Raw genomic sequence first — 15081 nt, forward strand, 5'->3', positions numbered from 1 at the left:
GCCCCCTTCAGGACCAAGGTCGATAACCCAATCTTCACATTTTATCATATCTAGATTGTGTTCGATAACAATAATAGAATGTCCTTTTTCGATTAACGCATTAAACGATTTGAGTAATTTTTGAATATCATGAAAATGTAATCCTGTTGTTGGTTCATCAAAAACAAACAAAGCTTTTTCTTTAGTTGCGCCTTTTACTAAAAAAGTAGCGAGTTTTATTCTTTGTGCTTCACCACCAGAAAGTGTCGATGATGATTGTCCCAATTGTACATAACCCAAACCAACATCTTGTAAAGGTTGCAGTTTTTGAGAAATTTTAGTTTGTTTCGTATCAATAAAAAAGGTTAAAGCTTCGTCAATAGTCATCGTTAAAATATTATCGATATTTTTTCCTTCAAATTGTACTTCGAGCACTTCTTTTTTGAAACGTTTCCCATTACAAGTTTCGCAAGGCAAGGAAACATCTGCCATGAAAACCATTTCAACATTTATAGAACCTTCTCCTTTGCAAGTTTCGCAACGACCACCGTCAACATTAAACGAGAAATGTTTGGCTTGATAACCACGATTTTTAGAGAGTTTTTCTTTGGCATACAACTCTCGAATATCATCGTAAGCTTTGATGTAAGTTACTGGATTAGAACGCGAACTTCTCCCTATTGGGTTCTGATCTACATATTCGATATGGTGAATTTTGTGATAAAAACCACGCATTTCGGTAAATTGCCCTGCTTTTTCACCCACACCATCAATCTTTTTTTGCATCGCTGGAAAAAGTATTTTCTTAACCAAAGTACTTTTTCCTGAACCTGAAACACCTGTAATTACAGTAAGCATTTCTAACGGAAACTTAACATCTACATTTTGCAAGTTATTCTCACGAGCTCCTAATATTTCGATATATGTGGAAGATTTTCGTCTGGTTTTGGGTACAGAAATTTCTAAATCTCCATTTAAATATTGCGCTGTTAATGATGATGATTTCAATATTTCATCAAAAGTTCCTTGAGCGACTAATTCACCACCAAAAGTTCCAGCTTCAGGACCAATATCTATAATCATATCGGCGGCTTTCATAATATCCTCATCGTGTTCGACAACAATTACAGTATTTCCCAAATCACGAAGAGAAATAAGCACTTGAATTAATTTTTCGGTATCTTTTGGATGCAAACCAATACTAGGTTCATCGAGAATATACATAGATCCCACCAAACTACTTCCTAATGATGTGGCAAGATTTATTCGTTGAGATTCGCCACCAGATAATGTAGCTGAATTTCTGTTTAAAGTCAAATAATCTAACCCAACTTCTTGTAGGAAAGATAATCGGTTATTAATTTCTATGAGCAATCGTTTTGCAACTTTAGCATCATAATCAGACAGTTTTAAATCTTTGAAAAATAAAACAGTATTTTTTATAGATAAATCGACTAAATCGGGTAATGTTTTTCCGCCTACTTTTATATTATACACTTCTTGTCTAAGTCTTTTTCCTTTACAAGCATGACATTTTGTTTTTCCTCGATAACGAGAAAGCATCACTCGATTTTGAATTTTATAATTTTTTTCTTCCAGCTCTTTGAAGAAACCATTCAAACCCTGAAAATATTTATTACCAGTCCAAACCAAATCTTTTTGCGTATCTGATAATTCAAAATAAGGCTTATGAACAGGAAAATCGAACTTATGACTATTATTTACTAACTCGTCACGAAACCAACCCATACTTTCGCCACGCCAAGGATAAATGGCATTTTCGTATATAGACAAAGCGGTGTTTGGGATAACCAATTCTTCATCGATACCAATAATATTTCCGTAACCATCGCAAACAGGACAAGCTCCGTAAGGATTATTAAAACTAAACAAATGAACGTTTGGTTCTAAAAAAGACAATCCATCTAACTCGAAATTTGCACTATAACTGTATTTTTTATCAGAATTTACTTCTTGTAGATAACAAATCCCTTTGCCTTCATAAAAAGCGGTTTGTACAGAATCTGCTAGTCGGTTGAAAAAATCCTCATCATCTTTAAGAACAATTCTATCAATAATAAGTAATATGTCTTTGTGGTCTAATGTGTGTTGGTCGATTTCATCTAAACGAATCATCTCATTTTTAACCAAAATACGAGCAAAACCTTGTTGCAAAAGCACTTTTAGTTTGTCTTCTAATTTTCGTCCTTCTTCTAGGTGAATAGGAGCGAGGAGCAACCATTTAGAATCAATTTCGAAGGTTTTTACATCATTTATAACATCGGTAACCGTATTTTTTTTAACCTCAAGACCAGAAATTGGTGAAATAGTTTTACCAATTCTGGCATATAGTAATTTTAGATAATCATAAATTTCGGTCGAAGTTCCTACTGTAGAACGAGCATTGGTTGTGTTTACTTTTTGTTCGATAGCAATAGCAGGCGCAATTCCTTTTATATATTCGACTTTTGGTTTGTCTAAACGACCAAGAAATTGTCGGGCATAACTAGATAAACTTTCTACATAACGACGTTGTCCTTCGGCATACAAAGTATCGAAAGCCAGAGAAGATTTTCCAGAACCTGAAAGTCCAGTAATTACTACTAATTTGTTACGAGGAATAGCAACGTCAAGGTTTTTCAAATTATGAATTTGAGCACCTTTTATAATTATATTTTCCTTTGGATTTAGTTTTGAAATATCTTGATGAATCATTTGAAAAGTCAATTTTCACAAAGATAATCAATTCTGCTTTTTTATTATAATTTGTGCGTACTCTCTTTTTGTTTTAGTATGGTTGACAACTAAACTTTTTAAACATTATTTGAAACAAAATGTTAATTTTTTAAACTAATGTTGTTAATATAAAATTAATTATACTAAATTTGATGTCTACTAACACTAAAACAGAAGCTTATAACAAAGAAATACTTTTTTAAAAGAGATAATCTCTTAAGATAAACCCAAAATCTAAAAGTATTGTTATGGCTACAAATCAACTCCCAGATGCTTTATTGGTAAGGCGTTACATCGATGGTGATGAATCGGCATTATCTACATTAGTAAAAAGGCACGAATCTAAAATTTTTGGTTTTATATATTCAAAAGTATTAGACAGAGATATTTCTGATGATATATTTCAAGATACATTTATAAAAGTTATTAAAACACTTAAAAGTAATTCCTATAACGAAGAAGGAAAATTTTTGCCTTGGGTTATGCGAATTGCTCATAATTTGATTATTGATCATTTTCGAAAAACCAAAAAGATGCCCATGTATAGAGAAACGGAAGAGTTTTCTATCTTTTCGATTATGAGTGATAATTCCCCAAATATTGAAAATAAAATTATTACCGACCAAGTTGAAAAAGACTTAATTAAATTACTTAAAGAATTGCCAGATGACCAAAGAGAAGTGGTCGAAATGAGAATTTATCAAGATTTAAGTTTCAAAGAAATATCTGAATCAACAGGAGTAAGTATCAATACAGCATTGGGAAGAATGCGTTATGCATTAATAAATTTGAGAAGGATAATTGATAAAAATCAAATTGTTTTAACGAATTAAGCAATTTTTTTTTTTAGTTTGCGTTATACTATAAAATTAAATAATAGTATGGCAAAAATTTACTTTAAAAAGAAAAATGCAACCCCTAAAATGTTACCAAAAAAAGAAACAGTCAATTTTATATTGAACTATTCTAAAGCATTAAGAATAGACAAAATTGGTGAGGGAACTTTCGAAACAATCTTGAATTAACAAAAAAAACGCTCAAATTATTGAGCGTTTTTTTTGTAATAATCTTTCAAAACCGATTGTCTTCCTATAGTTTTTGTAATAATATCTTTGTCTAAATCCCAACCACGTGCAGGTGAATATTCTCGTCCGTACCAGATAATTTGTAGGTGTAAATCGTTCCAGATTTCTTCAGGAAAAATGCGTTTGGCATCTTTTTCAGTTTGGGTTACATTTTTGCCATTAGTCAAATTCCAACGATACATTAATCGGTGAATATGCGTATCAACAGGAAAAGCAGGTACGTCAAAAGCTTGACTCATAACTACACTCGCTGTTTTATGTCCCACGGCCGGCATGGCTTCTAGAGCTTCAAAACTTTGAGGAACTTGACCATTATGTTGCTCGATAATCATTTGTGATAATCCGAAAATCCCTTTCGATTTCATTGGTGAAAGACCACACGGACGAATAATTTCTTTTATTTCTTCGACCGAAAGTTTTATCATGTCATACGGATTATCTGCTTTTGCAAAAAGGATTGGTGTAATTTGGTTCACACGAACATCTGTACATTGTGCCGAAAGCAAAACTGCAACTAGCAAAGTATAAGGGTCTTTGTGGTCGAGCGGAATTGGAATTGTAGGATATAATTCTTTTAACGTATTTATAACAAAAGTTACACTTTCTTTTTTGGTCATTTTAGTTAAATTTGAAATGTAAAAATACAATTTCAATTTCAATGACAAAAATCAATATCAATAAAAAAAGAGAAACTTAAACAAATGACAACACTAAAAAAAGGGGATAAAGCACCTGATTTTTCAGCTTTAGATCAAGAAGGGAATTCACATAAATTATCAGATTATGCAGGAAAAAAATTAGTAGTGTTTTTTTATCCAAAAGCAAATACACCAGGTTGTACTGCTGAAGCTTGTGATTTAAGTAACAATTACGCTCGTTTTACTGCCAATAATTATGTAATTCTAGGTGTAAGTGCAGATAGTGCTAAAGCGCAACTAAAATTTAAAGAAAAATTTGATTTTCCTTTTCCGCTTTTAGCAGACGAAGACAAGTCAGTTATTGAAGCATTTGGTGTTTGGGGACCAAAAAAGTTTATGGGAAAAGAATATGACGGAATACACAGAACGACTTTTATTATTGATGAAAAAGGCATAATTGATGAAGTTATTACTGCTGTGAAAACTAAAGAACACGCCAATCAGATACTGGGTTAATATATTAACAATGTATAACAAATAAGCACTACTAACTCAAATGATTCAGTAGTGCTTACTTGTTTTCTATTACAAAGTTTTTATACTTTTAAATATTTTATATTGTGTTTCTACAACAGATAAATTAAAGCCGTGAGCTGCTTTTGGCAACAAATAATATTCTTTTTTAGGTGATTGAATTTTATCAAAATATTTTTTTGAATTCTCTTTTGGTGTCATGATATCTTCATTGCCTTGTATTAAATATACTGGAATTTTAAAATCTAAATTGTCTCTCATTAAGTTAATGGTTGCACTCATCGATTGAACGCCTAATTTGTCATCTCCAACGTAATTTACAAACGAATAATCGTCTCCATCGGCTCTATTTTTATTGTCAATATCATTATCATAAGTAGGGGAAAGTTGAAACCAATTTTCTGGAGCAGGTGTAGAATTTGCTCTTTCATATTTTTTTAAAACTCTAAATAACAAACCTACATTTTTTGCTCTATTATAAGGAGGTTTGCCTATAGAATTTAATATTTCTAAAGTTTCTTTGTCATTTTTGTCTTCTGCCATTTTATAAATTTTAGTATAAAATTCTTCATCAATAGTAGAAATAACAATTTGTGAATGTCCAACATAAGCATAAAAAAGATCTGGTTGCTTTGTCACTATTTTTACTCCAAGTGCTGAACCCCAAGATGTGCCAGTAAGTATGATTTTTTGTTTTCCTAAATGTTTCAAAAGATATTTTGAGACTTCAATTCCATCGTTAGTCATTTGTTCGATTGTTAAAGGATTTGCTTTCAAATATTCAGGTGAAAGTTCTTCAGGTGGAGCATTTTTCCCATAAGTTCTTCCAGTTCCTCGCTGATCCCACTGAACAATAATAAAATTCTTTTCTAAATCTTTGTATAAAACATCAACGTAAGGACTTATTGGACTTCCAGGCCCTCCGTGAATAAATAATATAATAGGTTTTGAACTATTTCCTTTTATGGTAATCCATTGCTCAATGCCATTTATTAAAACGTATTTTTCTTCAGAAATTTGATTTTTTAGGTCAGAATCATTTTCTTTTAATTGTGCTAAACATAAAAAAGGCATTAGAAATAAAATAAATAAAGATGTAATTTTCATAGTTTCAAATTTTTAATTGTTAATATTAATTTGAAGCAAAATTGCATCATAAGTTTAACGTTGGCGACCGAATGAAAAAAGTCGAACCAATTTGCAGTAAGTAAATGGGTCCGACTTTATTTTAGTAACGTTCGTCTTTTTGCAAAGCCTTTATAATGAAGAGTTTCTGAATTCTGTAGGAGTTTGATTGGTGTATTTTTTGAAAGCAGTATTAAAAGATGATTTCGAATTAAAACCCACTTCATAAAGAATTTCTAAAATAGTAAGTTTGCTTTTTGACGAATCTTTTAAAATTTGCATGGCTTTTTGTATTCGATATTCATTTATGAAATCAAAAAAATGTTGATTCATGTGATGATTAATCAAAACTGATAAATCTCGAACAGGAATATTAACTTGTCTAGATAATTCTTGTATCGTTAATGATGGTTCAAGATAAGGTTCGTTTTCTAAAACATATTTTTTTACCAATTCGATTTGTGAAATGATTTCTGCCGATTTTGGAGTCTCGAATGATTCTTTTTCTGATGAAACGGTTGTGTTTAGCGTTTCATTTACCAATAACATATTTGAATCGATACTTTTAAAAAGTTCAGGATTGTTCAAAGCTTTTAATACAAACCAACAACTTATAATTAACGCAATCGTTCCAATAATTACATTCGACGAGTTAAGAAATACATTGTAATCAGTATATCTTATCACCGATTTAAAGAAAACGATACAATGAGCAATTAGAAAAAATACAGTCATTTGAAACAACCATTTGTAGGATGAGTTATTTGCATTGGTATAATTCTCTAAGTAAATTTCTTTGTATTTCTTTAAAATTATAAAAACTAAAATAATATAAAAAGCATATTGTAGCTCTGCCAGAATATAGAAAAAGCGTATTTCTAACATTTGTTTAAAATGCTCAAAAATATAAATACTGTCAATGGTGGTTGCTAAATATAATCTTGGAAGAAACACTAAATTTGCAATTGCAAATGGAATTATTAGGGCTAAATGTTTTTGTTTTAATCGAAAATCTGAATGGCAAACTGCTTTTACGTACAAATAAAAAATGGGCATGATTAGCAAACTAGCCGTCATTCTAAAAACTTCAAAATTTAAATTCGTTTCAAAATAGTTGTCGGTAAAAAAACTACTCAAATCAAATGCTGTAAGCATAAGAAAGCTAGCAAAAAGTCTATTTGAAAGTTTGTTTTTTGTATTTACTGTTAGCAAAAAAAATGAGAGAAGCAACATTACAAAAACGGAAATTAAAGTGATAGTATTTAAAAAATTAGATTTATCCATTTAGTTGTTTTTGTTTAATATTTTACTTTCAAATATACACCTATTATTAAAAAATCCTGAACTGTTCTTCACAATTCAGGATTCATTCATATGGTTATATTCTCTTAAACTTCGATTAAAACCTTATTGTTATCATAACCAAAAAGATGGTCTTTCTTAATAAGATCAGCAATTCCTTCAGGTAACATTTTTTCCCAACCGGGTGTGCCTTGGCTAATCATTTTGAAAACTTCGCGAGAGAAAATTTTAAGGTTTTCTCTTTCAAAATCAGTGATATCGGTTACTTTTCCATTGTAAGCAAAGAATTTGTACAATTCTTTCATACGAGGATGTACTTTTAGGTTTTGTGAGTTAATTACATTTCCAACTTCATCTTCCATAGGATATAGGAAAACTTTCAGATCTCGGTAAAATAATTTACCAAAAGCTTCTAGAATTCCACCACTCAAATGGCGGTAATATTTCTCATCAAAAACATCAATTAGGTTGTTTACACCTAATGCCAGTCCCATTCTTGCTTTTGTATATGAAGAAAAATACTCGACTACTTTGAAGTATTCTTGAAAATTAGAAATCATAACCGTTTGTCCTAACGAACAAAGTAATTCGGCTCTATCCATAAAATCCCTTTCGTCTATTTCTCCATCTGAACGAAGATTAGAAAGTGTGATTTCGAAAATTACCAAAGTATTTTCTTTTTTTACTTTATTGCCATCTATAAACATTTGTAGTGATTTCTCGTACATGTCCATATTTACTTTTGTCACAGGACGGAAACTTCCGCGCAATGCCAAAATATTTTTTTTGTATAAAACTGCAGCTGGCAAAATATTTTTTCCTGTTGGATCGAACATTACGGCATCGGTCATGCCATTTTTTACCAATTGTAAACTCATTAATCGGTTATCAACATCGGCAAATCTTGGCCCTGAAAAATTGATAGTATCTATTTCTAGTTGGTCTTTGTCTATGTGGTCATACAAATAGCGCAACAATCTTTTTGGGTCATTGTATTTATAAAATGCACCATATATTAAGTTTACGCCTAGTTTTCCTAAAGTTTCTTGTTGCAGTTTTGCATCGGTTTCTTTAAATCTGATGTGAAGTAATATTTCGTTATAGGCTTCATCGGGTTCAATTTGATACCTAATTCCTACCCAACCATGACCTTTAAACTGTTTTGCAAAATCTATTGTAGCAACGGTATTGGCATAACTAAAAAACATTTTTGTAGGATGCTTGTCGCGTTTTAGTCTTTGTTCCATCAGTTCACTTTCGTGAGATAGCATCTTTTTTAGACGACTTTCGGTAACGTAACGGCCATCATCTTCGATACCATATATGGCATCACTAAAATCTTTGTCGTAGGCAGACATTGCTTTTGCAATTGTTCCAGAAGAACCACCAGCTCTAAAAAAATGGCGTACCGTTTCTTGGCCAGCACCAATCTCGGCAAAGGTTCCGTAAATATTATCGTTAAGGTTGATACGCAAAGCTTTATCAGTTGTTGAAGGTATTTGTTCAATAACTTTGTCTCCTTTTAGCGTAATTTCTGTTTCTGAATTTCTCATACTTGGGGTAAAATACTTTACAAAGTTAATAAATTAGACAGCTTTACATAAAAATATTCTTTATTTTTGTGAAAAATATTTTAATTGAAAGTCTATTTTTTAGGTACTGGTACTTCACAAGGCATTCCTGTTATTGGTAGCGACCATCCTGTATGTCTTAGTCTAGACCAAAAAGACAAGCGTTTGCGAGTTTCAATATGGGTAGAATGGGACAATAATTCTTTTGTAATAGATTGTGGACCAGATTTTAGACAACAAATGCTTACATCGGGTTGCCCTAAAATTGATGCCATTTTATTTACCCACGAACATTCCGATCACACAACAGGTTTAGATGATATTCGACCTTTTTTCTTCAAGCAAGGGAATATTCCAATTTATGGACATGAACGAGTATTAAATAATCTAAAAAAACGTTTTGATTATATTTTTGAAACCGAAAATAAATATCCAGGTTCGCCAGGTGTTTTTCCAATAGAAGTTGAAAATAATATTCCTATTGAAATCGATTCAAAAAAGATTATTCCTATAAATGCGATGCATGGCGATTTGCAAGTTTTTGGTTATCGTTTTGATAATTTTGCTTATTTGACCGATGTAAAAACTATTGAAACAGCAGAAATAAATAAACTTAGAAACCTTGAGGTTTTGGTAATAAATGCTTTGCGAGAAGAACATCACAATACACATTTTAATTTGCAGGAAGCTCTAGATTTTATTAATATTGTGCAACCAAAAAAAACATATTTAACACACATTAGTTATACTTTTGGTTTTCATAAAGAAGTACAAAAAAAATTGCCTAAAAATGTGTTTTTGGCTTATGATAATTTAATAATTAATATTTAAAAAATGAAAAAACTGGTTTTATACGGATTAATATTTTCGGTATTATTGAATATATTTCAATACATGTATTCTACAAAAAAGTTCAATTTTGATGAGAATCGAGCGGAGAAATTTAAAGTAAAAATGACAGATAGTATTTCTAAAATTGTTGCCGAAAAAGAAGAAGGAGATTATTTCTCTTTGGCTTACGATGAGAAAGCACAAGATTATTTAGAAGGTTATGACGTTCAGAAACTAATGCCACAAGTTAAAGAAAAATTAATGGATATGAACTCTAATCCTAAGGGAAATAAGTTGATTCCTTATGATAATATGGTGATTAATAAAGTACGTTTCCTAAACCACCGTTGGATTATTGCCGATTTTACTGGCGATTCTAATTGGGGAGAAGTTATTTTGAAATACTTTCTAGAAAAAGACGGTTCCGTTACTTTCGAAACTGCCGAAACGGTTATGTATCCACAACAATAAAAAAAAAGGACTTCAATTTGAAGTCCTTTTTTTAATTTATTTCTAACCAATTTTTGAAATCATAAAAGTTTTGAGGAGAAATTCCATGCCCAATAGGATATTCTTTGTACACGTTTTCAATTCCTAAATTATCCAATAAAGGTTTTGCTTTTCTAGCCCAATCGACAGGAACGACTTGATCGACAGAACCATGAGAAGCAAATATTTTCAGATTAGAAAAATCATTACTTTCAAAACCATCCTTCGCAATTTCAGTATTAAAATAGCCACTCATACCAACCATACGTTGTATTTTTTCTGGATAAGATAAAGCAACAGCATAACTTAAAATACAACCTTGACTAAAACCTATTAAGGTCACATTATTAGCATCAATAGGATAATTAGCAACCAATTCATCAATAAAATTAGCGATTAAATCTCTTGAACTTCGAGCTTGATTTAAATCTGAAAATTTCTTCTCATCAGCATCAAAATTAATAGCATACCAAGCATAACTTCCGTATTGCAAATCATAAGGCGCACGAGCCGAAATCACATAATAATGATCGGGTAACTCCGATGCAAACGAAAATAAGTCTTCTTCGTTGCTACCATAACCGTGAAGTAATAGTAATAATGGATTTTTGTCTAATTTTATTTTGGGTTCTCTAACGAGGTGATGTAAAGTCATTATTTATATATTTTTAAACCATTTCTGAAAATAATTCCCTAAAAGTGGAATAGGTTTCATTTCTCCTTTTGCTGCTGTAAGCATGCCGTACATACTTAAAACTGATACAAAAATCCACATCGAAATCAAAACCATGTCGTTTTTAAAATTTGAAATAATCAATCCCAAGCCTACAAAAAGTATCGTGATTCCCAATCCTTGTCTGATATGAAATGAGGCAAAATTATTTTTATTTTCCGAATTTATCGATAAGGCAATTAATGGACCAATTAAAATAATATAACTCAATATCGCTGCTGTTTTCCCGTCTTTTTGTTCTTCCATTTTTTATGCTAAAACTAGTTTTTCTTGATTGTAAATTCCGTACACTTTTCCTTTTGACTTTGTTCCAAGAAAAGCCGAATTTTTAGATTTTGATAGTATATTTTCTTCTGTAAATATAGATTCTCCTTCAGGATTAAATAAGGTAATATTGGCTTTTTCTCCTTCGGATATTGATGTGTTTTCTTGACCAAATATTGTTCTACCAGTGCTTAATTTTTCGATGATAATCTCAGTTGGTAAGATGGTTTGCAAAGCACCAAAAGCGCTTTCTAAACCGATACTTCCGTATTTTGCTTTATCAAATTCCATCTTTTTATTTTCAATATCAATCGGATTGTGATCTGATGTGATACAATCGATTGTATTGTCTATAATTCCTGCGATTAATGCTATTCTATCTTCTTCAGTTCGAAGTGGTGGCAAAACTTTATAACGTGTATCAAAACCTTCAATTTTTTTATCCGTTAGAATCAAATTATACACCGCAACGCTACAAGTTACTTGTAATCCTTTGGCTTTAGCTTCTTTTATTAATTGAATTGATTTTTGAGTAGAAATAGTTGGAATATGCAATTTTCCACCAGTATATTCTAGTATAAAAAGATTTCTTGCAATGATTAATTCTTCTGCAAGTGACGGAATTCCTTTGAGTCCTAACATTGTCGAAACGATACCTTCATGAACCATTCCTTTGCCTTTTATTGTATTGTCTTGCGAAAAAGCGATAACTAATCCGTCGAAATCTTGAGTATATTGTAAGCTTATTTTAAGCAAATTGGCATTGTCTAAACTTTTGTTATAATCACCAAAAGCTACTGCTCCTGCATTTTTCATATCAAAGAGTTCAGCTAAATCATTTCCTTCACTTTTTTGAGTTAACGCACCAATCGGAAAAAGCTCGGTAGCAAAATCGTTGGCTTTTTGTTTTACAAAATTTATCTGTGATTGATTGTCTAAAATAGGGAAGGAGTTGGGTTGCAAAGCAATAGCTGTAAATCCAGATTTTGCGGCTACTTGTAAACCATTCGCTATGGTTTCTCTGTCTTCAAAACCAGGTTCGCCAAGAGAAACACTCGAGTCAAACCAACCTTTAGAAACGTGTAAATTATCTAGTTTGATATTTTCAAAACCTTCAGTATTTTCAATATTTGAAGCTATTTTTTGGATAATTCCGTTATTAATTTTTATATCCACAACTTGATTGTGTAATGGATTCTGAGTATCGATAATTCGTGCTGCTTTGAGTATCAAATTCATTTTACAAATTTTTGTATAAATAGTTCAAGGAATAAAAATAATAGTGCAAAAATAAGAAACCATTTCCAAACTTGGCTATCGGTTCTGTTTATTTGAATGGTATCAAAAAAGGATTCAATATTAGAAACAACATTCAAATCGGACAAGGTTTCGTCACTTGGAAGTGTCAAATTACTTTCTTTTCTGTCAAAATTAAAACTAATATTTCCAATGTTTTTTTTGCTTTGAATGAGATCAAAATTTCCTGCTAACGTTGGATTATCAGCACATGAAATTTTAATCTTATCTGACATAATTTGTTGTGATGGGATAAATTCTTCTGAAGGATTTCTTATAGAAACAATCTCGTTATTATTTGTATTAGCTGTAATTAAAAACGGATTTGTGTTGCCAATAGTTTCATATTTCACTCCGTTTTTATCAGTATTCATTGCCATTTTATAAAAAGTGGGCACAATGAGTGGCGAATTCTGAAAATTACTATTTGATTTATTTATAGGTGCCGAAAAAACAAACACAGAACCAATTTGCTTTTGTATGGATGTTAAAAAAACACTTTGATCATCGTAAGTTATAGCCTGTGATGCATTACTTTTTAGTACAAATGATTGCAATGTATTCGGATATTGAAAATTAGTAATTTTCTTCTCAAAAACATTTGAAAATAAAGGATTTGAAAAATTTATTTTAGTAATTTTCTTTTCTTGATTTTGAAGATTTGAAAACTGAATTCCACCAAAATTATTTAGAAATGAATTCAAATTAGAGATTTCATTTTTTTCTGACGGAATCAAAATAACATTTCCACCTTTAGCAACAAATGATTTCAAATTAGTCTGTAAAGCCACAGGAATATTATCTAATTCGTTCAAGATAATGGCGTCTTGCTTTTGTAGTTTACTATAATCTAAAGTAGCAATTAATGAATTTGAATAATTAAACTCAGGTTTTGTATAAATTCGAGATAAAAAATCGCTTTTTTCCGTTACACCAATACTTAGAACATTAGTTGTTTTTGGTTCGGAAATAGAAAAATATAAAGTATTATCGAAAGCCAAACTATTATCATTGATGTTTACATATCCATTAAAATCTTTCTTTGGAATCGTAAAATTGATGATTTCTTTGTTTTTCTTTAAGTTTAAAATTGTTTTAGCAATTAAATCTTTTTGGTTATAAACAGAAACTGGAATCGCTTTTTTCTCCTCAAAGTTTGAAGAAAATTGAACGGAAATTTCATAAAAATCGTCTAAAGTTTCTCCTAAATAAACACTATCTATTGCTATGTTTTTCAGTTGTTCAGCTTCTGGAATGATGAAATATGTTTGGTCTTTTTTGTCACTGGTTTTTAGATGGTTTTTGTTCAATCCAATTCCATCGGTAATCACAACAATATCTTTATTTACAAAGGTTTTTCGAGATTTAATTTTTGTTAAAGCTGTTTCTAACGAAAACGGGATAGGACTATAATTTAGATTTTGTAAATCTTTTTCGATTGCATTTATATTGGTATTCCAATAATTTTCATCATTGGTAATTACCGAAAAATTACTGTTTTGAGGTGCAAATTCTAATAGATCTTGTACAGCACGTTTTAGTAATTCGCCTTTCTGACCTTTGGCTTGCATGCTGTAAGAATTATCTAAAACGATAAACAATTCGTTGTTGGTGTTTTCGCTGTCTTTTGCTTTAAAAAAAGGTTGTGCAAAAGCAAAAATAAGAAAAGCAAGTAACAATAATCGTGTTGATAGCAATAACCATTTCTTGACTTTTGAACTTTTTCGAGTTTGAATTGAAAGCTCTTTAAGAAATTTCACATTGGTAAAATACTCTTTTTTAAAACGTCTTAATTGAAATAAATGCACCAGAATTGGAATAACCAATAAGAAAAGGAAATAGAGAATTTCTGGATATTTGAATTGCATTTAAGAATTAATTACGAATTAAAAATTACGAATTACGACAAAAACCAAGCATTTAATACTTGCTAATACAACATTAAATCATTTTGATTTTTTGTTTTTTGTAATGATTTTTTCAAAGATAATTATCAATTGTCAATTATCAATTATCAATTGCCAACTATTTTTTCTTCTTCTTTGCCGCTCTAGTTTTTAAAATATTTCTATTAACAGAAGTTCCTGTTTTTTTCTTCGTTTTAGATGGTCCACCTAAATTTACTTTTTTGTTTTTTTCCGATTTTTCGTGATGAGAAGCACCACCTTCTAATTTTACTTTTTTAAGTAAAAATTTCACTACTTCTTTCTCTTTTTCAGGACCAATAAGCAGTTTAGAGATTTCTACTTCTTCAGGTAAATCTAGAATGGTTATTTCTTTGCCCATCAAAACTTCGGCACCAAATTTTATTTCTTCTTCACGAGGCGCAATAAAACTTATTGCAATTCCCGATGCATCGGCACGACCAGTACGACCAATCCTGTGGATATATTGCTCTGGAAGTTCAGGCGCTTCAAAATTTATAACGTGAGTAATATTCGAAATATCCAGACCACGAGCCATAATATCGGTAGTAATCAAACCACGCAATTCACCTT

The 15081-nt window shown here is 30.8% G+C and carries 15 protein-coding genes; 5 read left to right on the forward strand and 10 right to left on the reverse strand.

All coding sequences use genetic code 11. The features are described 5' to 3' along the window. Positions 1-2694, reverse strand: a 2694-nt coding sequence (gene uvrA, locus ACH2BP_RS04445; RefSeq protein WP_395057419.1) for an excinuclease ABC subunit UvrA, incomplete at its 3' end; no start/stop codon positions are given. 269 nt (positions 2695-2963) lie between these two features. Between uvrA and ACH2BP_RS04450 the strand changes: the two genes are divergently transcribed. Together ACH2BP_RS04450 and ACH2BP_RS04455 are read left to right on the forward strand one after the other, a co-directional pair. Then, the gene (locus ACH2BP_RS04450) at positions 2964-3548 is read left to right on the forward strand and encodes an RNA polymerase sigma factor (protein WP_395057421.1); all 585 of its coding nucleotides are present in this window, start codon (positions 2964-2966) and stop codon (positions 3546-3548) included. A gap of 48 nt (positions 3549-3596) precedes the next feature. After that, positions 3597-3740, forward strand: a complete 144-nt coding sequence (locus tag ACH2BP_RS04455; protein WP_395057423.1) for a hypothetical protein — start codon at positions 3597-3599, stop codon at positions 3738-3740. 17 nt (positions 3741-3757) lie between these two features. On the opposite strand, the gene nth is transcribed toward ACH2BP_RS04455, so the two are convergent. Next, on the reverse strand, positions 3758-4417 hold the full coding sequence (nth, locus tag ACH2BP_RS04460) for an endonuclease III domain-containing protein (RefSeq protein ID WP_395057425.1): 660 nt from the start codon (positions 4415-4417) through the stop codon (positions 3758-3760). An 84-nt stretch (positions 4418-4501) separates the two neighbouring features. Between nth and bcp the strand changes: the two genes are divergently transcribed. Further along, on the forward strand, positions 4502-4954 hold the full coding sequence (bcp, locus tag ACH2BP_RS04465; RefSeq protein ID WP_395057427.1) for a thioredoxin-dependent thiol peroxidase: 453 nt from the start codon (positions 4502-4504) through the stop codon (positions 4952-4954). A 69-nt stretch (positions 4955-5023) separates the two neighbouring features. On the opposite strand, the gene ACH2BP_RS04470 is transcribed toward bcp, so the two are convergent. From ACH2BP_RS04470 to ACH2BP_RS04480, 3 genes are all read right to left on the reverse strand, one after another. Further along, positions 5024-6079, reverse strand: a complete 1056-nt coding sequence (locus tag ACH2BP_RS04470) for an alpha/beta hydrolase family protein (RefSeq protein WP_395057429.1) — start codon at positions 6077-6079, stop codon at positions 5024-5026. A gap of 150 nt (positions 6080-6229) precedes the next feature. Continuing rightward, positions 6230-7381, reverse strand: coding sequence for a helix-turn-helix domain-containing protein (locus ACH2BP_RS04475; RefSeq protein ID WP_395057431.1), 1152 nt, complete (start codon positions 7379-7381; stop codon positions 6230-6232). Positions 7382-7485: 104 nt separating this feature from the next. Then, positions 7486-8952: a TonB-dependent receptor gene (locus tag ACH2BP_RS04480; RefSeq protein ID WP_395057433.1), complete on the reverse strand. Its 1467-nt coding sequence runs from the start codon at positions 8950-8952 to the stop codon at positions 7486-7488. 84 nt (positions 8953-9036) lie between these two features. On the opposite strand from ACH2BP_RS04480, the gene ACH2BP_RS04485 reads away from it, so the two are divergent. After that, a complete protein-coding gene (locus ACH2BP_RS04485) occupies positions 9037-9801 on the forward strand; it encodes an MBL fold metallo-hydrolase (RefSeq protein ID WP_395057435.1) in 765 nt (254 codons plus the stop codon). Positions 9802-9804: 3 nt separating this feature from the next. Next, on the forward strand, positions 9805-10272 hold the full coding sequence (locus tag ACH2BP_RS04490; RefSeq protein ID WP_395057437.1) for a hypothetical protein: 468 nt from the start codon (positions 9805-9807) through the stop codon (positions 10270-10272). 31 nt (positions 10273-10303) lie between these two features. Here ACH2BP_RS04490 and ACH2BP_RS04495 read toward each other — a convergent pair whose 3' ends face one another. From ACH2BP_RS04495 to ACH2BP_RS04515, 5 genes are all read right to left on the reverse strand, one after another. Further along, the gene (locus ACH2BP_RS04495) at positions 10304-10945 is read right to left on the reverse strand and encodes an alpha/beta hydrolase (protein ID WP_395057439.1); all 642 of its coding nucleotides are present in this window, start codon (positions 10943-10945) and stop codon (positions 10304-10306) included. Positions 10946-10948: 3 nt separating this feature from the next. Next, positions 10949-11269, reverse strand: a complete 321-nt coding sequence (locus ACH2BP_RS04500) for a DUF4870 domain-containing protein (protein ID WP_395057441.1) — start codon at positions 11267-11269, stop codon at positions 10949-10951. Positions 11270-11272: 3 nt separating this feature from the next. Further along, positions 11273-12526: a dihydroorotase family protein gene (locus tag ACH2BP_RS04505; RefSeq protein ID WP_395057443.1), complete on the reverse strand. Its 1254-nt coding sequence runs from the start codon at positions 12524-12526 to the stop codon at positions 11273-11275. Continuing rightward, entirely contained in the window at positions 12523-14451 is a 1929-nt protein-coding gene (locus ACH2BP_RS04510) for a BatA domain-containing protein (protein ID WP_395057445.1), read from the reverse strand. Before ACH2BP_RS04510 ends, ACH2BP_RS04505 begins: the two co-directional genes overlap by 4 nt. 157 nt (positions 14452-14608) lie before the next feature. Next, on the reverse strand, positions 14609-15081 hold a 473-nt coding region (locus ACH2BP_RS04515; RefSeq protein ID WP_395057447.1), incomplete at its 5' end, for a helicase-related protein.

The organism is Flavobacterium sp., assembly GCF_043756175.1.
In the GTDB taxonomy this organism is placed as follows: Bacteria; Bacteroidota; Bacteroidia; order Flavobacteriales; family Flavobacteriaceae; genus Flavobacterium.